This window comes from Pseudomonas migulae NBRC 103157, assembly GCF_002091715.1.
In the GTDB taxonomy this organism is placed as follows: Bacteria; Pseudomonadota; Gammaproteobacteria; order Pseudomonadales; family Pseudomonadaceae; genus Aquipseudomonas; species Aquipseudomonas migulae_A.
In genome coordinates this window covers 1-20,992 of the sequence record NZ_BDAG01000064.1, presented here as the reverse complement: position 1 = coordinate 20,992, position 20,992 = coordinate 1, and the positions used below count along the sequence as shown (strand labels likewise).

Genomic DNA, 20,992 nt, shown 5'->3' with positions numbered 1-20,992 from the left:
ATGGATGGCCGATGGCGGCGGGCCCACGGAGCAGGACCGGAGCGAGGGCATGGCGAGCCTAGGCGAGCCACCGTACGTCAGGGGCGCAGGCGCTTGGTTACTTGGCGCTTTTCCAAGTAACCCGCCGTAAGGGCGGAACCCTAAGCGGCCGTTACAAAAGAAACGGATATGCCCCCCATCACACCAGCAAGCGCAGAGCCAAAGCCTTGGCCTGACTAGCCACATCAGTCACCGCCGTACTCTCCCACCACATCCCCCGCAACGGCGGTCCCATGGCAAACAACCGACTGACAACCCGCCCGTCCGCCCCCAGCACCGCGCCATCAACCGCCGCCGCAATCCCCAACGCCAACGGCCCCGGTCGCACCAACCCGCGGGCCAGCAACTGTTGCGGCAACGGTCGCGCCACCCGTCGCCAGTCGTACTCGATCCCGCTGGAATTGATCAACGCAGCCCCGCTAACGACAACCGTCTCAGCCTCACCACGACGACGAATACGAATGCCCACCTCATCACCCGACACAATCTCCAGCCCCTTGAACGAAGCCGCTTGAATCCGCAAACGCCCTTCCCCATGCAACCGCTCCACCAACTGCGCACTCAACGGCGGCGAACGGTGATGGTGACTCTCCCACCAGGGCCGCACATGCCGTACAAACTGCCGACGCTGCACGTCCGTCGCCTGACTCCACAAACGGCCAATGTGCGCCCGCACCGTGTCCAGCGGCGCCTGCCAGTCGATGCCCTGCGCAACGGCATCCCGACAATGCCGTCGCAATTCACGCACCAACTGTCGCGGCGTGCGAATACTCTGATCCTCGGCAAGAAAATCCGCCCAGGCCGGCGGTTGCCGGCGCACATGCGGCAACAGCCCATGCCGGGAAAACACTTCGATGGGCCCACGATGCCCGGCCTGTTCCAGCGACACCACGGCATCGACCATGGTCAGGCCGGAACCGATGATCAGCACCGTCGATTGCGGATCGAGCTGACGCATGGCCGCCACGTCCCAAGGATCGAGCGCCGCGGCGTTCAGACCGCTGGACTCGGTCTGCGGCGTGCGAGCGGCGGGAAACATCCCCGTCGCCAACACCGCATATCCACCCTGCAACCGCTGCCCGTCACTCAAGTTCAGCCGCACCGAATCGCTCAACGTTTCCAGGTCAACCACCTCGGCCCGCACATGCTCGACGGTCGAGCCATTCAAGGCGCCCACCGCTTGCGCCTCGGCCAGGCGCTGCTGCACGTACACACCGAAAAGCCCCCGTGGTGGAAACAGCTCGCTGACCGGCACATGCTGCTCATCGGACTCCGGCCAGCCGCCGGCGGCGATGTACTCGCTCAGCCACTGAGTCAGGTCATCGGCATTGTCCGGGTCGACGCTCATCCGCGCCGCGTTGCCGTTGAGCGTATGGCCCAACTCGACCGCGCTGTAGGCCTCGCCCCGTCCGAGTTCGGCCCGAGGCTCGATCACCAGCAACGAGCGCTTGCCGGGCAGACGCAACAACTGCGCCGCCAGCATCGTGCCGCTGAGGCCGCCGCCGATGATCAGGATGTCTGCATGGCGGATGACGTCGGTCGCCTGTCCGCTTCGGGTTTCAGTCATGGCGTTCTCAATGTTCAGTGTTTACCTAGATAGAAGTCATGCAGATCGCCCCGCGCCAGCAACGCCTCGCGGCTGCCGGACAACACCACCCGGCCGGTGTCGAGAACATAGGCCTGTTGAGCGTATTTGAGCGCCACATTAATGTTTTGCTCGGCAATCAGGAAGCTCACCTGCTCCTCGCGATTGAGTTGGGCGACGATCTCGAAAATCTCCTGGACGATAATAGGCGCCAAACCCATGGAAGGTTCATCAAGCAGTACCAAAGTAGGACGGGTCATCAACGCCCGGCCGATGGCGACCATCTGTTGTTCGCCACCGGACGTCAGCCCGGCCTGGGTCTTGCGCTTGGTTTTCAGACGTGGAAACCAGGTGTAGATCCGCTCCAGGTCCCGGGCCATGTCCTGGCGACTCAAACCTCGCACAAAACCGCCGCTGCGCAGGTTGTCCTCGACGGTCAATTGCGGGAACACGTGTCGCCCCTCCAGCACATGCACCATCCCTTGGCGCACCCGCACACTCGGATCGACACCCGCCGTGTCCCGACCGAGAAACTCGATCGCTCCGCGACTGACCTCCGCCCGCTCGGCCCGCACCAACCCGGAAATCGCCTTGAGGGTGGTGCTTTTGCCCGCGCCGTTGGCACCGAGCAATGCGACGATGCCGCCCTTGGGCACCGTCAGCGAAACCCCCGCCACGGCCAGGATTGCGCCGTCGTAGACCACCTCGATGTCGTTGACTCGCAGCAATTCGTTCACAGCAATGTCGCTGGCGGCTTCGCTCATGGGTTACTCGTCCCCGGTGCAGGTGCGTGGTGTCAGGCCTTTTTCCTTGGCGAAGGCCGCGGATTTCTCATCGATCAGGGGTCGCAACAAGGCGCGGTCGGCGGCGATCCAGTCGCTGATCAGCGTCCAGTTGGCGCCGTCCCACTGCTGGACCCGCGCCGAGCCGCCACCCTCGTGATCCTTGCACGACAACTTGAGGTTCTGCATCAGGCCGAAATAGCCCATGTCCTTGAGCCGTGCGTCATCGATGTTCAGGTGTTCCAGCCCCCAGCGCCCCTCTTCGCCATTCAAGGGACGCTTGCCGAATTTGCCTTGGGCGGTGCGGATCGCTTCCACCATCACCGCGGCGTTCACCAGCCCGGAGTTGTAGTAGACGCTGCCGAAATTCTTCAGGTCCTTGAGGTCGCTTTTGCCCTTGTCGAGGATGTGCTGCTTGAGGCGTTTGTGGATCTCGAAATCGGTGCCGGCCGGGTATGGCGTCAACGCCAGATAACCTTTGGCGGCGGCGCCTGCGGGCAGTACGTCCTCGCTGGAACTGGCCCAGATGTCGCCGACGATATGGTCCACCGGGAAGCCGAAACGCGCAGCGGTCTTCACCGCTACCGGCGTCGACACGCCCCAGGTGCGCAGAAACACCCAGTCCGGGTTGACCTGGCGAATCTGTCGCCATTGCGACGATTGTTCGTTGCCTGGATCGGCCACCGGAATCTGGATGTTCTCGAAGCCGTATTTCTCCGCCAGCAACTTCAGCGGGCCGAGGGTTTCCCGGCCATACGCCGAGTCGTGGTAGACCGTGGCGATTTTCTTGCCCTTGAGTTTGTCGAAGCCACCCTCGCGCTCGGCGATGTAATTGATCAGGCTCGATGCCTCGCTGTAGAAGGTCAGCATCACCGGGAAGTTGTACGGGAACACCGTACCGTCGGTGGCCTCGGTGCGCCCGTAGCCGAGGGTGATCAGCGGAATCTTGTCGACTTCCGCGCGCTCGCTCAACGCATACGCCGCCGGTGCGCCGTTGGGTGAATAGATCGCCACCGGCGCGCCATCCAGGCCCTTCTTGAAGCGCTCATAACACTCGATACCCTTCTCCGCTGTCCACTCGGTTTCACATTCCTGCCACACCAGTTTGACGCCGTTGATCCCGCCTTCCACCTCGTTGATGTAGTTCAGGTAATCGAGCATGCCGGCCCAGACCTGCACACCGCTGGAGGCATAAGCACCGACGCGATAAGTGGCCAACGGGAAGAATTGCTGGTCCGGCGAAGCTTGAACCACCGGCACTGCACTGCTGAAAACGGCCAGCGTCAAAGCGGCGCTGACCAACGAACGTTTCAAGGATGCACGCATGTTGTCTCTCTATCTGATAATGGAAAGGATTCAGAAGCGCAGCGGCCAGTGACTCAGCCGTTGACGAAGGTTGCTCAGCAGGCGGATCAGGCCTTCCGGTTCCTTGATCAGGAACACAATGATCAGCACGCCGAAGATGATTTTTTGCAGGTTCTGCAGTTGCCCCGCGTCCACCGAACCGCCGAACAGGGCTTGCCCGGCGTGGCTGAGCAGGATCGGCAACAGGCTGATAAACGCGGCACCGACGAAGTTGCCGGCGATGCTGCCCATGCCGCCGATAATGATGATGAACAGGATCTGGAACGACCGGTTGATATCGAAGCTGCTGGCGCTGGCCGTGCCCAGGTAAGCGAAGGCCCACAATGCCCCGGCGATGCCGAGGTAGAACGAACTGACGGCAAACGCCAGGTGTTTGTAGCGCACCACCGGAATGCCGATCACGGCAGCGGCGGTGTCCATGTCGCGGATCGCCATCCAGTTGCGGCCGATCTGGCTTTTCACCAGGTTCACCGCCACCCAGGTCAGCACCAACACGGTAGTCAGCGTCAGCAGATAGCGGCCGAGCGGCGTGTTCAGGTCATGGCCGAACAGCGCGAGCTTCGGTGCGGAGAGGGTTCCGGACGATCCGTAGTTATAGAACCAGGGAAATTTGACGAACAGCCACTCCAGGAAGAACTGTGCCGCCAGCGTGGTGACCATCAGGTAAAAGCCTTTGATCCGCGAACTCGGCAGACCGAAGACGAAGCCCACCACCGCGCTGATCAATCCGCCGCCCAGCAATGCGACGGGCAGACCGAGCTCAGGCAAGCGCAGCAAAAATCCATAGGTGGCGAACGCCCCGACCGCCATGAACCCGGCCGCGCCGACCGAGGTCTGGCCGGTGTAGCCGGTGAGCAAATTCAGGCCGAGGCCAGCCAGGGACAACACCAGGAACGGGATCAGGATCGCGTTCAGCCAATAGTCGTTGCCGGTCAGCGGCACAACGATGAAGGCAATCAACAACAAGCCAAGCAGTCCAAACGGGACACGACGCTGGATCAACACCGACGGCGCGGTTTCGCGGGCAAGGGATATCGACATGGGTTCAGACTCGCTCGATGGCACGCTCGCCGAACAGGCCGGCGGGACGGATGTACAGGAAGGCCAGGGCCAGGACGTAAGCGAACCACGGCGTGATGCCGCCGCCGATCAGCGGACCGATGTAAACCTCGGCGAGGTTCTCCGCCGCGCCGACAATCAATCCGCCGACGATGGCCCCGCCAATCGAGGTGAAGCCACCGATGATCAAGACCGGCAAGGCCTTGAGCACCACCAGCGACAGGGAAAACTGCACCCCTTGGCGAGCGCCCCAGAGCAACCCCGCCACTAACCCGACAATGCCCGCCACCGCCCAGACGATCTGCCAGATGCGGTTGAGGTTGATGCCGATCGACAGCGCGGCGGTGGTGTCATCGGCCACCGCGCGCAGCGACACGCCAATGCGGGTCTTGTTGAACAACAGCGCCAGCACCGTCACCAGCACGATGGCGGCCGCCGCGGCGATCAGGTCGAACTGGCTGACCATCATCCCGCCGATGAACACCGGCACGTCGTCGATGCCCAGGTCCAGGGCTCGCACCTGCGAACCCATCAGGCCTTGGGCCAGGCCTTCGATAATGAATGACAACCCGAGGGTGGCCATGAACAACGTGATCTGCGAACGGTTGACCAAAGGACGCAGCACCAGCCGTTCGATCAGCAGTGCGCCGATCACCATCACCACAACGGTGAGCAACAACGCCAGGGCAAACGGCACGCCCTGATCGTGCAGGCTGACGAAGGTCAGCGCGGCGAACAGCAGCATCGCGCCCTGGGCGAAATTGAACACGCCGCTGGCCTTGTAGATCAGCACGAAGCCGATGGCGACCAGCGAATACATGGTCCCGGCCAGCAAGCCGCCGAGCAGGGTTTCGAAGAAAAATGTCATCAGTGCACCACTCCCAGATACGCCGCGATCACTTCAGGATCGGCCTGCACTTGGGCCGGTGTGCCGTCACCGATCTTGCGCCCGTAATCGAGGACCACAACGTGATCGGACAGGCCCATGACCACGCTCATGTCGTGCTCGATCAAGACCACGGTGGTGCCGAGGTCGCGGTTGATGTCGGCGATGAAACGGGCCATTTCCTGTTTCTCTTCAGCGTTCATCCCGGCCATCGGCTCATCCAGCAGCAACAGGCGTGGGCCGGCGATCAAGGCTCGCCCCAGCTCCACGCGTTTTTGCAGGCCATAAGAAAGGTTTCCCACCGGCACATCGCGATGGGCTTGCAGTTCAAGGAATTCGAGAATGCCCTGGGCCTGCTGGCGAAAATCTTCAGCCTCGCGGCGGGCGCGCGGCAGGTTGAGTGCCTGCTCGATGAAGCTGCTGCGCAGATGCCGGGACAGGCCGGTGAGGATGTTGTCGATCACGCTCATCTTCTTGAACAACGCGTTGTTCTGGAACGTACGGCCGATGCCCCGACGCGCGGCGGTCAGCGGATCGATGCGTTTGAACGGCTGCTGCTCGAAGACAATCGAACCGGCGTCGAAGCGGTACACACCGTTCAGCACATTGAGCAGCGAGCTTTTGCCTGCGCCGTTGGGGCCGATCAGCGCGCAGATCTCGCCCCGACGCACGTCGAATGACAGTTCGTTGATCGCTTTTACGCCTTTGAACGACAGGGAAATGCCGCTGACTTGCAGGATGGAATCGGTCGAGCTCATGCGATATCCCGTTTGAATTCGGTGAGCCAGGTGGGCTGCGGTTGAGCGTCAGGGCTGCGCGTGGCTTGCCAGATGAAATGCAGGTTGTGGAAACCGAGCAGTCGACGAACGCGATTTTTGATCAGGCGTTGCAGGCCTTTTTCCGGGTGGGCGATGGCCCAGTCGCACAGGCGCCGGCGCCAGGTGTCATGCGGAGCAAGACGACTTTCGATTTCCGCCGCCAATAGCTGCAGGCGTTCCGCCGAGAGCAACAACCCGGAAGGTGCCACTTCGCGACGGTCGCGGCTGGCGCTGCCGGGGCTTTCCGGGAACGCCAGGGAGTGGCCGCTGGTCAGCCACTGCTCGAGCAATACCGTCAGTCCGGCCTGCCATTGCGTGCCCTCCTCGCTCCACAGTTGCGGGTTCTTGCTCCAGCGGTTGAGCCGTTGCGGGGTGTCCACCGGGCCGATCAGGTCGTTGAAGCTCAGCAGGGATTGCCCCTGATGGAGCCAGCATTGTTGCGTCTGCCGCCCCTGAACGAACGCGTGCGTGGGACTGCTGCGCCACAGAATTTTGTGCAGGGTTTCGGGGTCGAGGTTTTCCGGCAACGTCAGCAGTTGCCCGCCAATGTGTTGGGCAGCCAGGGCCAGCAGCAACAGATTCGGTTCGAACGCGCCGCTGAGGGCCAGGCGTGAATCCTCGATGAAACCTTGCTGGCGCAAACCGTCAGCCAGGCGCTCGACATCGCGCAGGACGTCGATCCAGCGCCAGACAAACCACTGGCCGTGACGCTTGTGACGCAGCGCCGGTTGCAACGGACTGATCTGCGCCCAGTGGCGCAATTGCTCCAGTGCCTTGGGCAACTCGACCCGCCACTCGGCGGTGTCCGCGAGGGGCGGACGTTTGAGTTCATGCACGCTCATGGGTGGACCTCCTGTTCATGGGCAAAAGCGTGCGGTGGTCCGCTGGGCTGAAATCTCTAAAACAACCGCGATCAACTGTGGGAGCGGGCTTGCTCGCGAAAGCGGTCTATCGAACGACAGTCATGTTGAATGTGCCAGCCCCTTCGCGAGCAAGCCCGCTCCCACAGGTTTCGTGTCGGTGGTGAAATATGTGAACGACATAACACCTTGTAGGAGCCGGCTTACTGCGGGCGGCGTTCCGGCGATGGCGTCTACGCCGACACCACTTTCTTCGCCTGTGGCCGCAACGCCGCCAAGTTCCGATATCCCGAGCCCGGGTGAATCTCCGGCAACTGCGGCCCTTCGCCGAACAACTTCTCGCGCAAAGTCCCCGCCGCGTATTCGGTCTTGTAGACCCCACGCTTCTGCAACTCCGGCACCAGCAGTTCCACGGCGTCGATAAAGGTTTCGTGAGTCAGCGCATACGCCAGGTTGAAGCCGTCCACATCGGTTTCCTCAACCCACTCCTGCAACAGATCGGCAACCGTCTCGGGGCTGCCGACAAACAACGGCCCAAACCCGCCAATGCCGACCCAATCGGCCAGTTCGTTAGGCGTCCACACCTTGTTCGGATCGGCCGTGGAGAACGCCTCCACCGCCGATTGAATCGCGTTGGTGTGCACATGCTTGAGCGGCTCATCCGGTTTGAACTGACTGAAGTCGATCCCGGTCCAGCCCGAAATCAGCGCCATCGCGCCTTCGTAACTCACCCAGGTTTTGTATTCCTCGAACTTGGCTTTGGCCTTGGCATCGGTCTCGCCGAGGATCACGGTTTGCAGGTTGAAGATCAGAATCTTCGACGGATCGCGACCGGCCTCGGCGGCACGGCGACGGATGTCGGCCACGGTTTTTTTCAGCAGCACTTTCGATGGTGCGGCAACGAACACGCACTCGGCATGTTCAGCGGCGAACTGCTTGCCGCGACTGGATGCGCCAGCCTGATAGAGAACCGGCGTACGTTGCGGCGAGGGTTCGCAGAGGTGAATGCCCGGCACCTGAAAGTGTTTACCGACGTGCCGGATTTCATGGATTTTGCTCGGATCACTGAAGATCCGGCGCTCGCGATCGCGCAGGATCGCGCCCTCTTCCCAACTGCCTTCCCAGAGTTTGTAGCAAACCTCCAGGTACTCTTCGGCGTAGTCGTAACGGGCATCGTGCTCGGTCTGGCTTTTCTGCCCAAGGTTCTTGGCGCCGCTTTCCAGATACGAGGTGACGATGTTCCAGCCGGCGCGGCCCTTGGTCAGGTGATCGAGGGTCGACAGGCGTCGGGCGAACGGATACGGATGCTCGAACGACAGCGATGCAGTCAAACCAAAACCCAAGTGCTCGGTGACCAGCGCCATCGGCGGAATCAGTTGCAGCGGATCGTTGACCGGCACCTGCGCCGCCTGACGGATCGCCGCGTCACCATTGCCGTTGTAAACGTCATAGATGCCCAGCACATCGGCGATGAACAACCCGTCGAACTTGCCGCGCTCGAGGATTTTCGCCAGATCGGTCCAGTATTCGAGGTCTTTGTACTGCCATGAGCGATCCCGTGGGTGCGCCCATAAACCGGGCGACTGGTGACCGACGCAATTCATGTCGAAAGCGTTGAGGCGGATTTCACGAGGCATCAGGCGACACTCCTGAAAACCGCGTTAATAAGAAGAGGATATAGTCGAGGGGTGGCAGAGTTGGTCAGCATGACACTAAGGCTCCAGATGGATATAGAAGTCTTAATGCACAAGTCAGGCCAGAAAGAGGAGGTGCTTAGTTTCTATACCTAAGGAAGAGCCACACAAAACATTGAGCCATCCAACAATACAAACTGTTCGACAACTGTTTGCAGAGCAACACTGCCAGATTAAAAGTGCTCAGATCCGATACGGAAAAGAGCACTCGCTCTATTATGTTTGCAGCAGATCAAGAAGGAATATGTGGAACGACCGCACATTCAGATTCAGATTTTTCATTTTTGCTTTCGCATCGGTAGCCCAAAACGACCGGACTCCCGAGGACTTTGTCGTCCCATTCAACCGTAGTGCTCAAACCGTCCCCAGCCGTCTCTACTACACGCGAAACGATAGTTATTTTCTGCCCTCCCGCATAGGAATAACAGGCAATTTCATCCCCAGACTTAGTGGTGTTGTTGAAACAACTAGGTGTGTTAATTCGATAGGACTTCTCATCAATCAACACAACAACTTCAGGAGCCTTCAAGTAATGAGACATTTCGCGATCCTCTTAAGTCATCAACAATGGCTTTTTCGTAGCTTTTGGCTGTTGGAAGTCACCGACTGTTCAGCGCACCCATTGCACTGAGTCATGATTTAAGGCCGACGGCGAATGACTGTCTACTGTCAAAAGTAACAGGGGTCCGGACATATTAGACAGACGGTAATTTGTTATCAGATCACAGCGGGGTGTATTTCAGCCCCGACGACGCCTGTCATTGCAACAGGCGCTCGGTCAATAACCAGCAGAAAACTGCCGCACTCATCGCATGATCCGTGAATTACTCAAACTTCACCGGACGAATCCCGTTCAGTCGAAAATTGCCAATAAGGTGAAGCTTCCAACGCAATGGATCGTGCAGTGATCCCTGCAAAACTGTGCGTTGCCCGGTAAGTTCGAATTCAGCATCGCTGACCGTGCTCAGTGCCTGCGCACTGGCAAGATGCGACTCGGCGATAGCGACACTGATCTCGCTGTCGTCTTCATGACGATTCAAGAACTCTTGCGCACGTTCGAGCAGCGCCGCGGCGACTTCAATGCGAATGTGCACATCGCCGAAACGGCTGATGACAAACGGATCGTCCGTGGTTTTACTTTGCTGACGAACGAACCGCAAAGTCGCATCGAGCAAGCTGCGGGCGTTGTGCAAATCATGCTGACTTTTGGCCAGGGGTTGCCCGGCAACGATCGGTTGGGTCAAGGCATTCATGGTGGGTTCCTCAGTTCCAGGCGTGGCGCGCGGGCTTTACGCCGTTGAGCAGGTAGTTGCCGATCAGGTGATATTTCCAGCGCGCCGGGTCGTGCAGCGTGTGGGTCCGGGCATTGCGCCAGTGGCGATCGAGGTTGTGCTTGCCGAGCACCGAGCGGGTGCCGGCCAGTTCGAAGAGTTTGCTGCTGGCGAGCAAGGCGATTTCGGCAGAGAGGACTTTGGCCTGGGCGACCACTACCGAGGCGTGAGCCACGGTGTCTTCATTGGCGTTGAGCAACGCCGCGTCGATGGCCTGGCCGGCCTTTTTGAGGATCGCTTCGGTGCCGTGGACGCGCCATTCGAGCTCGCCGATAGCGGCGATGCTGAACGGGTCTTGCCAGCCGTGATCCTGTCCGCTGTCGATCCATGGCCGGGATTCACGGGCATAGCGCTTGGTTTCTTCCAGCGCGCCGACGGCGATGCCGGTGTCCACTGCGGCTTGAATGATCTGTGAAATCGGACCGTCGGCGGTGGGTTCGTCAAAGGCTTTGTGAGCCGGAATCACCGCGCTGAGCGGCACCTTCACGGCGTTCAACGTGACACCGCCGCTGGCGGTGGTTCGCTGACCAAAACCGTCCCAACTGTCGATCACGGTCAGGCCGGGGTTGTCGCGCTCGATGAACGCGATGAACGCCTGGTTCTGCTCGTTGACCGCCACCGCCGGGACGATGTGCGCGAACAGCGCGCCGGTGCAGTAGAACTTCTCGCCATCGATTTGCGCGGTGTCTGTGTCGAAACGAATACGGGTTTCGAAGGCCCCGGCGTTTTTGCTTTTGGATTCGGAGAAGGCATTGCCGAAACGGTAACCCTGCAGGACTTTGCCGAAGTAGTAGCGCTTCTGCTCTTCAGTGGCGGTTTGCAGCAGGATGTCGAGCACGCCGAGGTGATTTTGCGGGATCTGGCCGAGAGATGAGTCGGCAGCGGAAATGATCTTGATCACTTCCGCCACCGTCACGTAGGAAACGCCAGCGCCGCCGTACTCCTTGGGAACAGTGATCCCCCAGAGACCACTGGCGGAAAACTCGTCCAGCTCGGCAACCGGCAAGCGTCGCTCGCGATCGCGCACGCTGGCCTCGACGGCGAAGCGTGCAGCGAGCTTGTGAGCGACGGCGATTGCCTCGGCGTCCGAGCGGATCACGTGGGCAGTACGAAGGGTTTGGGCAGAGGCTGTCATGGGCCGACTCCGGGATTCTGGTGAATGCACCAGGGCTTTTGCAGGAGTCGTGCCTGAAACTAATTTGCTTAAATTTCAATAAGTTGATGAGTCAATCGAGAAACCCGTGCAGCTTGAAAACAGCAATGTGTCTATCCGGTGTTGATCGGCGAACAGTCAGATCACCACGTTTCTCACGAACCGCGCCGCCACCGGCCCGTCGTTGCGATAAGCATGGGGCTGGTTGCTGGCAAACATATAGAACTCACCGGCAGCGATCTCATGGGGCGTGTCACCGAGCATCAAGGTCAGACAGCCTTCGAACACATAAATCTGTTCGCTCCAGCCATCGGCATCCGGTTGCGACGGGTAAATCTCCCCCGGTTGCAGGCACCATTCCCACTGTTCGACTTCACGGGTGGCGGTGGCCTTGGACAATAAAACGGCCTTGCTGCCGGGAATCTTCCCGGCCCAGGCCACTTCGTTGATGCGGCTCGGATCTCGGGCATCCGGCGCCTGGATCAAATCGCTGAACGCTACGTCCAACGCTTCCGCTACGCGGTCGAGGGTGGTCAGGCTGACGTTCTTCTCGCCGGCCTCGATGGCGACCAGCATACGGCGGCTGACCCCGGACTTTTCCGCCAGCGCGGTCTGGCTCATGTCGGCGGCGTGGCGCAGGCGCCGAACGTTCAAACTGACGTGCTGAAGGACCGAAGCCCGCTGCGTTGAATCTTTGTGCACTATATTGCTCACTTAGTGGGGTTGGGCAGTATACTGCGCAACATTCGGCGCATTGTGCGTCGCCCTCAGGTAGCGCGCAAGGTCATGACGTCGTTGAACTCCTCCCCGGCTTCTTCCCGTTTCTCACGGTTCAGCAAGGCCGAGTGCGTGCTGGTGCTGATCACCATGGTCTGGGGCGGCACCTTTCTGCTGGTGCAGCACGCCATGACTGTCAGCGGACCGATGTTCTTCGTCGGCCTGCGCTTTGCGGCGGCGGCGATTATCGTCTCACTTTTTTCCTGGCGTCACCTTCGGGAATTGACCCTGTTCGAACTCAAGGCGGGCGCCTTCATCGGCGTGGCGATCATGCTCGGTTATGGCTTGCAGACCGTCGGGTTGCAGAGCATTCCCAGCAGTCAGTCGGCCTTCATTACCGCGTTGTACGTGCCGTTCGTCCCATTGTTGCAATGGCTGGTGCTGGGGCGACGTCCGGGGCTGATGCCGAGCATTGGCATCATGCTGGCATTTACCGGGTTGATGTTGCTGTCGGGGCCTGCGGGCGCGTCGTTCAATTTCAGTCCCGGTGAAATCGCCACGCTGATCAGCGCCATTGCGATTGCCGCTGAAATCATTCTGATCAGCACCTATGCCGGCCAGGTCGATGTGCGTCGGGTGACGGTGGTGCAATTGGCGACCACCTCGGTGCTGGCGTTTTTGATGGTGGTACCGACTCAGGAAGTCATTCCTGACTTTTCATGGTTTTTGCTGTGCAGCGCCCTCGGCCTCGGCGCGGCGAGTGCGGCAATTCAAGTGGCGATGAACTGGGCGCAAAAAAGCGTTTCACCGACGCGGGCGACATTGATTTATGCGGGGGAGCCTGTCTGGGCCGGGATCGTCGGGCGGATCGCCGGGGAGCGGTTGCCGGCGATTGCGTTGGTGGGTGCTGGGTTGATTGTCGCGGCGGTGATTGTGAGTGAGTTGAAGACCAAGGGTAAGGCTGCTGCGGTCGAGGAAGAGTTGGAGCAAGAAACTCAGGGGTAAACCTCAAGATTTGAAGCGCCTGATAAATCGTCTTCGCGAGCAAGCCCGCTCCCACATTAGTGTTGTGTGGCGCCGCGGTAGTGTGAACGCCGCCGCTCCCTGTGGGAGCGGGCTTGCTCGCGAAGGGGCCGGACGCTCGCCCAGCGATCAATCGGGCAACGACCGAATGATGTCAACCAAGTCATCTCTGGTGATCTCATTGGATTTTATGGCCGCAGCAACATCCTCCCTGGAAAGAGGAGCGCGTTTGAAATTCTTCTTCAGGATCTCGGGATCAATATTTGATACCCAAAGAGGAGAAATGAAATTTCCTCGGTATTCCGGCCTCATCGGGACATCTTCATGAGCGATGGCCCCTTTATGGTTGAGGTAAACGATATAGCGATCATGCCCTTCGGAAAAACGCTTGTCGTAGTAAAGAGTGACGCCGGCAGGCAGTGCGTAGAAATACTCATCGCCATCGGCCCCTTCGATAAGCAAAGGCTCTTGGGTCCTTAGCATTTTCCTGTCATGGCTCATCGATACATTGTAAGAAGCGACAACGGCCAAGATAGCCGCATTGACAAACACCAAAACAACCAGCCAGAAAAACGACTGCTTGTTCGTAAAAATCCTTTTTGTCATGGCGCGCCTCTGTCGTTGGGGCGACAGATTCGGGCGCAGGTGTGACTGACGCAAGCGTTTTTGCTTTTGGTGTCAAATGCGAGGGACTCATCGCGATGATTACTCACCATAACGGTGTATCAATCGAAAGATGGCCACTGCCACAGCGCCTTCGCCGGCGAGCCGGCTCCATCCCCTTACCCTGCCTCACGAAGGCTCCAGCCCCGCTGAACACAGCCCTCTGAAACAATGTGAATCAGGCTTTTTCCATCTACCGTGTAGGATTCTGCGACAGCTTGCCGTTTGGTGATCCGGGGACTGGCACGTATGATGCTTCACAAACTTCCGCAGATTAGAAGCCTATGTCCCTGATAGTTCTACTGCTTCTGCCCTTTGTCGGCAGCTGTCTGGCAGCCGTGCTGCCGCACAACGCGCGTAACACTGAATCTTTGTTGGCTGGCGTCGTTGCCCTCATAGGCACCGTCCAGGTCGCACTCCTGTACCCACAGATCGCCCATGGTGGCGTCATTCGCGAAGAATTTTTCTGGTTGCCCAGCCTGGGCCTGAACTTCGTTCTGCGCATGGACGGGTTTGCCTGGCTGTTCTCGATGCTGGTGCTGGGCATCGGTACGCTGGTATCGCTATACGCCCGTTACTACATGTCGCCGGACGATCCGGTGCCGCGATTCTTTGCATTTTTCCTGGCATTCATGGGTGCCATGCTCGGCCTGGTGATTTCCGGCAACCTGATCCAGATCGTGTTTTTCTGGGAGCTGACCAGCCTCTTTTCATTCCTGTTGATCGGCTACTGGCACCACCGCGCGGATGCGCGACGCGGCGCCTACATGGCGTTGATGGTTACTGGCGCTGGCGGTTTGTGTCTGCTGGCGGGGGTCATGCTGCTTGGCCATGTGGTTGGCAGCTATGACCTGGACAAGGTCCTGGCCGCCGGCGATCTGATTCGCGCACATGCCCTCTATCCTATTCTGCTGCCCCTGATTCTGATCGGCGCGCTGAGCAAAAGCGCGCAATTCCCCTTCCACTTCTGGCTGCCCCACGCGATGGCGGCGCCGACGCCGGTCTCGGCTTATCTGCACTCGGCGACCATGGTCAAGGCCGGAGTTTTTCTGCTGGCGCGCCTTTGGCCATCGTTGTCCGGCAGTGAAGAATGGTTCTACATCGTCAGCGGCACCGGTGCCTGCACCCTGTTGCTCGGCGCGTATTGCGCAATGTTCCAGAATGACCTCAAGGGTCTGCTGGCTTACTCGACCATCAGCCACCTCGGCCTGATCACCCTGCTGCTGGGCCTGAACAGTCCGCTGGCTGCCGTGGCCGCCGTGTTTCACATCCTCAACCACGCCACCTTCAAAGCGTCACTGTTCATGGCGGCCGGGATCATCGACCACGAAAGCGGCACCCGCGACATTCGCAAGCTCAGTGGCCTGATCAAACTGATTCCGTTCACCGCGACGTTGGCCATGGTCGCCAGTGCCTCGATGGCTGGCGTGCCGTTGCTCAACGGTTTCCTGTCGAAAGAGATGTTCTTCGCCGAAACCGTGTTCATCAACGCGACGGCCTGGATCGAGACGACCCTGCCCATCGTCGCGACCATCGCAGGTACGTTCAGCGTTGCTTATTCGCTGCGTTTCACCGTCGATGTGTTCTTCGGCCCGACCGCAACCGACCTGCCGCACACCCCGCACGAACCGCCACGCTGGATGCGCGCGCCGGTAGAGCTGCTGGTGTTCACCTGCCTGATCGTGGGGATTTTTCCGGCGCAAGTGGTCGGCTCGTTACTGGCCGCTGCGGCCCTGCCCGTCGTTGGCGGTACGCTGCCGGAATACAGCCTGGCGATCTGGCACGGCTGGAACGCACCGATGATCATGAGCCTGATCGCCATGTCTGGCGGCATCGTGCTCTACCTGTTGCTGCGTAACCAACTCAAGCGCGGACGCTTCAAATACCCGCCGATCATCGGCCTGTTCAACGGCAAGCGCCTGTTCGAGCGCAGCCTGGTGATCATGATGCGCCTGGCCCGTCGCCTGGAGCGACGGATCAGCACCAAACGCCTGCAGACCCAATTGTTCCTGATGGTGCTCGCCGCCGTGCTGGCCGGGTTGATCCCGATGCTCCACAGCAGCCTGAGCTGGGGCGACCGGCCGAAGATTCCGGGCTCGATCGTATTCGTGACCCTCTGGCTGCTGGCGATTGCCTGCGCGCTCGGCGCGGCGTGGCAAGCCAAGTATCACCGGCTCGCGGCCCTGACCATGGTCAGCGTCTGCGGACTGATGACCTGCATCACCTTCGTCTGGTTCTCCGCGCCGGACCTGGCGCTGACGCAATTGGCGGTAGAGGTCGTGACCACGGTGCTGATCCTGCTGGGCCTGCGCTGGTTGCCGCGACGGATCGAAGAAGTCTCGCCGCTGCCAAGCACACTGCGCAAGGCACGCATCCGTCGACTGCGCGACTTGCTGCTGTCGATCGCCGTCGGCGGCGGCATGGCACTGTTGTCGTACGCGATGCTGACGCGTCAGACACCCAACGATATTTCTTCGTTCTACCTCAGTCGCGCCCTGCCCGAAGGCGGCGGCAGCAACGTGGTCAACGTGATGCTGGTGGACTTCCGCGGCTTCGATACCCTCGGCGAAATCACCGTGCTGGTGGCGGTGGCATTGACCGTGTTCGCCCTGCTGCGACGCTTCCGGCCGCCGAAAGAAAGCCTGCAACTGCCGGCCCAACAGCGCTTGCTGGCGCCGGACGTGGTGACCGATCTGGTCAACCCGCGTCACGCCAGCGACACCGCGCTCGGCTTCATGATGGTGCCGGCGGTGCTGGTGCGTCTGTTGCTGCCGATTGCGTTCGTGGTATCGATCTACCTGTTCATGCGCGGACACAACCAACCGGGCGGCGGGTTTGTCGCGGGGCTAGTGATGTCGGTGGCGTTCATCCTGCAATACATGGTCGCCGGCACGCAGTGGGTCGAGGCACAAATGAGCCTGCGACCGCTGCGCTGGATGGGCACCGGCCTGCTGTTCGCCACGGCCACCGGGCTCGGGGCGATGGCAGTCGGTTATCCGTTCCTGACCACCCACACCTGGCATTTCGAACTGCCGGTGTTCGGTGACATTCACATCGCCAGCGCGCTGTTCTTCGACATTGGCGTGTACTCGGTGGTGGTCGGTTCGACGCTGTTGATCCTCACCGCCCTCGCCCACCAATCGGTACGCGGCCACAAAACCGCCGCCCTGCCCAGATCCGTCGCCATGAAAGGAGCCGTCTGATGGAAGAAGTCATCGCAATCGCCATTGGCGTGCTGGCCGCGTCCGGCGTCTGGCTGGTGCTGCGACCTCGGACGTTCCAGGTGGTCATGGGCCTGTGCTTGCTGTCGTATGGCGTCAACCTGTTCATCTTCAGCATGGGCAGTCTGTTCATCGGCAAGGAGCCGATCATCAAGGACGGTGTGCCGCAAGACTTGCTGCATTACACCGACCCGCTGCCGCAAGCGCTGGTGCTGACCGCCATCGTGATCAGTTTCGCCATGACCGCGCTGTTTCTCGTGGTACTGCTCGCGTCTCGTGGTCTCACCGGCACCGACCATGTGGATGGCCGGGAGCCTAAAGAATGAATGCGATGACCCACCTGATCGCCGCACCGATTCTGCTGCCGCTGCTGACCGCCGCCATCATGCTGATGCTGGGCGAGAAACACCGACCGTTGAAGGCCAAAATCAATCTGCTCTCCAGTCTGTCAGGCCTGGGGATTTCCGTGCTGTTGCTGCAATGGACACAGACCACCGGCGTGCCCGGCTCTATCGGCGTGTACCTGCCGGGCAACTGGCAAGTGCCGTTCGGAATCGTGCTGGTGGTCGATCGCCTGTCGGCGATGATGCTGGTGCTGACCGGCATCATTGGCGTCAGCGCCCTGCTGTTCGCCATGGCCCGCTGGGACGGCGCCGGTTCGAGTTTCCACGCGCTGTTCCAGATTCAGATGATGGGGCTGTACGGTGCGTTCCTGACGGCGGACCTGTTCAACCTGTTCGTGTTTTTCGAGGTGCTGCTGGCGGCGTCTTACGGCTTGATGCTCCATGGCTCGGGTCGGGCGCGGGTGTCGTCTGGGCTGCATTACATCTCGATCAACCTGCTGGCCTCGTCACTGTTCCTGATTGGCGCGGCGCTGATCTACGGCGTCACCGGCACCCTGAACATGGCTGATCTGGCACTGAAAATCCCGTTGGTGCCGGAAGCCGATCGCGGTTTGTTGCATGCCGGCGCGGCGATTCTCGCGGTGGCGTTCCTGGCCAAGGCCGGAATGTGGCCGCTGAATTTCTGGCTGGTGCCGGCCTACTCTGCGGCCAGTGCGCCGGTGGCGGCGATGTTCGCGATCATGACCAAGGTTGGCGTCTACACCTTGCTGCGCCTGTGGACCTTGCTATTCTCCGGTCAGGCCGGCGCCTCGGCGTACTTTGGCGGCGACTGGTTGATCTATGGCGGCATGGCGACCATCGTCTGCGCTGCGGTGGCGATCCTCGCCGCGCAACGGCTTGAGCGCATGGCGAGCCTGAGCATTCTGGTGTCGGCAGGGATTCTGCTGTCGGCCATCGGTTTCGCCCAGCCGAACCTGATCGGCGCGGCGCTGTTCTATCTGGTCAGCTCGACCCTGGCATTAAGCGCGCTGTTCCTGCTGGCCGAGTTGATCGAACGTTCGCGTTCGGCCAATGAAATGCCGCTGTTCGATGACGGCGACCTGATTGCCCGGCCGCTGGAATCCCTGCAACCGCCCAAAGGCATCAACCTCGATGACGAACAGAAAGCCGTGGTCGGCCAGGTGATTCCCTGGACAATGGCGTTTCTCGGTTTGAGCTTCATCGCCTGTGCGTTGTTGATCATCGGCATGCCGCCGCTCTCCGGGTTCATCGGCAAACTGGGCCTGCTCAGTGCGTTGCTCAACCCGCTGGGACTGGGCAACGGCGCGGGGGAACCGGTGTCGAACGCTGCGTGGGGCTTGCTGGCGTTGCTGATTCTCTCCGGGCTGGCGTCGTTGATTGCCTTTTCGCGCCTGGGTATTCAGCGCTTCTGGACCCCGCAAGAGCGACCTTCGCCATTGCTGCGACGCTTCGAATGCGTGCCGATCGTCGCGCTGTTGGGCCTGAGCATTGTGCTGACCTTCAAGGCCGACCCCCTGTTGCGTTACACCCAGGCCGCAGCGCAGTCGTTGAATGATCCGCAGCAGTACGTGATGGCGGTACTCGGCACCCGTGCGGTGCCGAGCCCGGAAGCCAAAGCCGCGGTCGCGCAGGTGCAACCATGAAACGTCTATTTCCTGCCCCGTGGCTGTCGTTGGCGCTGTGGTTGTTGTGGCTGGTGCTGAACCTGTCGATGAGCCCCGGCAATCTGCTGCTGGGCGCCGTACTCGGTTTTTGTGCGCCGTTGATGATGCGCAAGTTGCGCCCCCTGCCGATTCGCATTCGGCGTCCCGGCGTGATCCTGGGTTTGTTCTTCATCGTCGGTCGCGACGTGCTGGTCTCCAACCTCGCCGTGGCCTGGGGCGTGCTCAACGCCGGGCGCCGGGCACCGCGCTCGCAATTCATCAAAGTGCCGCTGGACTTGCGTGATGCCAACGGCCTCGCGGCACTGGCGATGATCTGCACCGTGGTGCCCGGCACGGTCTGGTCGGAACTGGCGCTGGATCGCAGCATTCTGTTGCTGCACGTCTTCGATCTGGATGACGAAGCGCTGTTCATCCAGCACTTCAAGGCGACCTACGAGCGCCCCTTGATGGAGATCTTCGAATGAGCCCGTTGCTGTCGAATGCGATTCTGCTGAGCCTGTTCATTTTTTCGCTGGCGATGGTGCTGACGCTGATCCGCCTGTTCAAGGGACCATCGGCCCAGGACCGGGTTCTGGCGCTGGATTACCTGTACATCATTGCGATGTTGATGATGCTGACGCTGGGTATTCGTTATGCCAGTGACACGTACTTCGAAGCGGCGCTGCTGATTGCGCTGTTCGGCTTTGTCGGCTCGTTTGCCCTGGCGAAATTCCTCCTGCGTGGCGAGGTGATCGAATGAACGCTGAACTGTCTCTTTGGGTAGAAATCCCGGTGGCGATCCTGCTGGTGCTCAGCAGTGTTTTCGCATTGATCGGCGCGATCGGGCTGGTGCGCATGAAGGATTACTTCCAGCGCATGCACCCGCCGGCGCTGGCCTCGACCTTGGGTGCGTGGTGCGTGGCGCTGGCTTCGATCATCTACTTTTCGGCGCTCAAGTCAGGGCCGGTGTTGCATGCCTGGCTGATCCCGATTCTGCTGGCGATTACCGTGCCGGTGACGACGCTGCTACTGGCGCGGGCGGCGTTGTTCCGCAAGCGTATGGCGGGGGATGACGTGCCGGCTGAAGTGAGTAGTCGGCGGACGGAAAGCGGGAGTTAGGTTCAGAGATTTGTATTGATTGGCAGGGCCTCTTCGCGGGCAAGCCCGCTCCCACATTTGACCGAGTTGGCCGGACGAACGCGGTCAAATATGGGAGCGGGATTGCTCGCGAAGGCGTCAGTCGAGGCAACTCAAGTCCAGGCGACGGCCAACAACCCGCCCCCCAACACCACACACAACGGCGAATAAACCCAAGTGTCGAGCCGGGCAAACTTCGACCCTTTGACCTCCTTGAAAAACCCCACCAGGTTCGAATCGCCGATCGCCCGGGCGAACATCAGCATCGCGATGGCGCTGATTACCCATTGCAGCGATTGATGGGACACCGCTGGCATCCACCAGCCGACCCGCAAACACACCAGCGCAGCAATCAACAGCAATCCGAACGCCACCAGCAACGTCAGCCACGCCGAAGGCTTGAACGCGGGCCGCGAACTTGCGCCGTCCTCTTCCGGCACCTGAGGCACCGCCGCCACAGCCGCCCACTGGCCACCCAGCGCCCAGTAGACATGTATCAGGCTGATCACCGCGAAGATCGTCACCAGCCATTGAGCCAACACAAACGTCATGTCGAGGATCCTTGAAAGGGATTTAACAGAATCATCCTAGTCGGCATTTTTAGATGTGCGCGACTGATTAACGGGGATGAAGTGCCGCCCCCATGCGCTC

The 20,992-nt window shown here is 60.5% G+C and carries 21 protein-coding genes; 7 read left to right on the top strand and 14 right to left on the bottom strand.

The annotated features are described in order from the left end of the window. Positions 1–178 precede the first annotated feature (178 nt). From PMI01S_RS29400 to PMI01S_RS29350, 12 genes are all read right to left on the bottom strand, one after another. Entirely contained in the window at positions 179–1,606 is a 1,428-nt protein-coding gene (locus PMI01S_RS29400) for an FAD/NAD(P)-binding protein (RefSeq protein ID WP_084323679.1), read from the bottom strand. Positions 1,607–1,620: 14 nt separating this feature from the next. Beyond that, positions 1,621–2,388 carry an ABC transporter ATP-binding protein gene (locus tag PMI01S_RS29395; RefSeq protein ID WP_084323677.1) on the bottom strand — a complete coding sequence of 256 codons (768 nt, stop codon included), beginning with the start codon at positions 2,386–2,388 and terminating at the stop codon, positions 1,621–1,623. Between the two features lie 3 nt (positions 2,389–2,391). Continuing rightward, a complete protein-coding gene (locus tag PMI01S_RS29390; protein ID WP_084323675.1) occupies positions 2,392–3,732 on the bottom strand; it encodes an ABC transporter substrate-binding protein in 1,341 nt (446 codons plus the stop codon). A gap of 30 nt (positions 3,733–3,762) precedes the next feature. Beyond that, positions 3,763–4,812 (bottom strand): branched-chain amino acid ABC transporter permease, encoded by a 1,050-nt coding sequence (locus PMI01S_RS29385; protein ID WP_084323673.1) that lies wholly within the window; start codon positions 4,810–4,812, stop codon positions 3,763–3,765. A gap of 4 nt (positions 4,813–4,816) precedes the next feature. Next, complete coding sequence (locus PMI01S_RS29380; protein WP_084323671.1) at positions 4,817–5,698, bottom strand: branched-chain amino acid ABC transporter permease; 882 nt, start codon at positions 5,696–5,698, stop codon at positions 4,817–4,819. Beyond that, the gene (locus tag PMI01S_RS29375) at positions 5,698–6,474 is read right to left on the bottom strand and encodes an ABC transporter ATP-binding protein (protein ID WP_084323669.1); all 777 of its coding nucleotides are present in this window, start codon (positions 6,472–6,474) and stop codon (positions 5,698–5,700) included. The genes PMI01S_RS29380 and PMI01S_RS29375 overlap by 1 nt, the downstream gene beginning before the upstream one ends. Beyond that, entirely contained in the window at positions 6,471–7,376 is a 906-nt protein-coding gene (locus tag PMI01S_RS29370) for an AMP-binding protein (RefSeq protein WP_084323667.1), read from the bottom strand. Before PMI01S_RS29370 ends, PMI01S_RS29375 begins: the two co-directional genes overlap by 4 nt. Before the next feature lie 251 nt (positions 7,377–7,627). Continuing rightward, positions 7,628–9,031: an LLM class flavin-dependent oxidoreductase gene (locus tag PMI01S_RS29365; RefSeq protein WP_084323665.1), complete on the bottom strand. Its 1,404-nt coding sequence runs from the start codon at positions 9,029–9,031 to the stop codon at positions 7,628–7,630. Between the two features lie 289 nt (positions 9,032–9,320). After that, positions 9,321–9,629 (bottom strand): hypothetical protein, encoded by a 309-nt coding sequence (locus PMI01S_RS31550; protein WP_139273061.1) that lies wholly within the window; start codon positions 9,627–9,629, stop codon positions 9,321–9,323. A 283-nt stretch (positions 9,630–9,912) separates the two neighbouring features. Then, positions 9,913–10,341, bottom strand: coding sequence for an acyl-CoA dehydrogenase (locus PMI01S_RS29360; RefSeq protein ID WP_084323663.1), 429 nt, complete (start codon positions 10,339–10,341; stop codon positions 9,913–9,915). 10 nt (positions 10,342–10,351) lie between these two features. Further along, complete coding sequence (locus PMI01S_RS29355) at positions 10,352–11,554, bottom strand: SfnB family sulfur acquisition oxidoreductase (RefSeq protein ID WP_084323661.1); 1,203 nt, start codon at positions 11,552–11,554, stop codon at positions 10,352–10,354. 156 nt (positions 11,555–11,710) lie between these two features. After that, a complete protein-coding gene (locus PMI01S_RS29350; RefSeq protein WP_084323659.1) occupies positions 11,711–12,274 on the bottom strand; it encodes a helix-turn-helix domain-containing protein in 564 nt (187 codons plus the stop codon). Between PMI01S_RS29350 and PMI01S_RS29345 the strand changes: the two genes are divergently transcribed. Beyond that, the gene (locus PMI01S_RS29345; RefSeq protein ID WP_084323657.1) at positions 12,269–13,294 is read left to right on the top strand and encodes a DMT family transporter; all 1,026 of its coding nucleotides are present in this window, start codon (positions 12,269–12,271) and stop codon (positions 13,292–13,294) included. The genes PMI01S_RS29350 and PMI01S_RS29345 overlap by 6 nt on opposite strands. A 147-nt stretch (positions 13,295–13,441) precedes the next feature. On the opposite strand, the gene PMI01S_RS29340 is transcribed toward PMI01S_RS29345, so the two are convergent. Then, positions 13,442–13,918 carry a hypothetical protein gene (locus tag PMI01S_RS29340; RefSeq protein WP_084323655.1) on the bottom strand — a complete coding sequence of 159 codons (477 nt, stop codon included), beginning with the start codon at positions 13,916–13,918 and terminating at the stop codon, positions 13,442–13,444. A gap of 341 nt (positions 13,919–14,259) precedes the next feature. On the opposite strand from PMI01S_RS29340, the gene PMI01S_RS29335 reads away from it, so the two are divergent. The 6 genes from PMI01S_RS29335 to PMI01S_RS29310 are packed head-to-tail and all read left to right on the top strand — an operon-like array spanning position 14,260 to position 20,323. Beyond that, complete coding sequence (locus tag PMI01S_RS29335) at positions 14,260–17,178, top strand: monovalent cation/H+ antiporter subunit A (protein WP_084323653.1); 2,919 nt, start codon at positions 14,260–14,262, stop codon at positions 17,176–17,178. Further along, entirely contained in the window at positions 17,178–17,522 is a 345-nt protein-coding gene (locus tag PMI01S_RS29330) for a Na+/H+ antiporter subunit C (RefSeq protein WP_003202835.1), read from the top strand. Before PMI01S_RS29335 ends, PMI01S_RS29330 begins: the two co-directional genes overlap by 1 nt. Further along, positions 17,519–19,204: a monovalent cation/H+ antiporter subunit D gene (locus PMI01S_RS29325; RefSeq protein WP_084323651.1), complete on the top strand. Its 1,686-nt coding sequence runs from the start codon at positions 17,519–17,521 to the stop codon at positions 19,202–19,204. Before PMI01S_RS29330 ends, PMI01S_RS29325 begins: the two co-directional genes overlap by 4 nt. Continuing rightward, a complete protein-coding gene (locus tag PMI01S_RS29320; RefSeq protein WP_084323649.1) occupies positions 19,201–19,689 on the top strand; it encodes a Na+/H+ antiporter subunit E in 489 nt (162 codons plus the stop codon). Before PMI01S_RS29325 ends, PMI01S_RS29320 begins: the two co-directional genes overlap by 4 nt. Beyond that, a complete protein-coding gene (locus PMI01S_RS29315; protein WP_084323647.1) occupies positions 19,686–19,964 on the top strand; it encodes a K+/H+ antiporter subunit F in 279 nt (92 codons plus the stop codon). The genes PMI01S_RS29320 and PMI01S_RS29315 overlap by 4 nt, the downstream gene beginning before the upstream one ends. Next, positions 19,961–20,323, top strand: coding sequence for a Na+/H+ antiporter subunit G (locus PMI01S_RS29310; RefSeq protein WP_084323645.1), 363 nt, complete (start codon positions 19,961–19,963; stop codon positions 20,321–20,323). Before PMI01S_RS29315 ends, PMI01S_RS29310 begins: the two co-directional genes overlap by 4 nt. A gap of 131 nt (positions 20,324–20,454) precedes the next feature. Here PMI01S_RS29310 and PMI01S_RS29305 read toward each other — a convergent pair whose 3' ends face one another. Further along, positions 20,455–20,892: a DUF3995 domain-containing protein gene (locus tag PMI01S_RS29305; RefSeq protein WP_084323643.1), complete on the bottom strand. Its 438-nt coding sequence runs from the start codon at positions 20,890–20,892 to the stop codon at positions 20,455–20,457. Between the last annotated feature and the right edge of the window lie 100 nt (positions 20,893–20,992).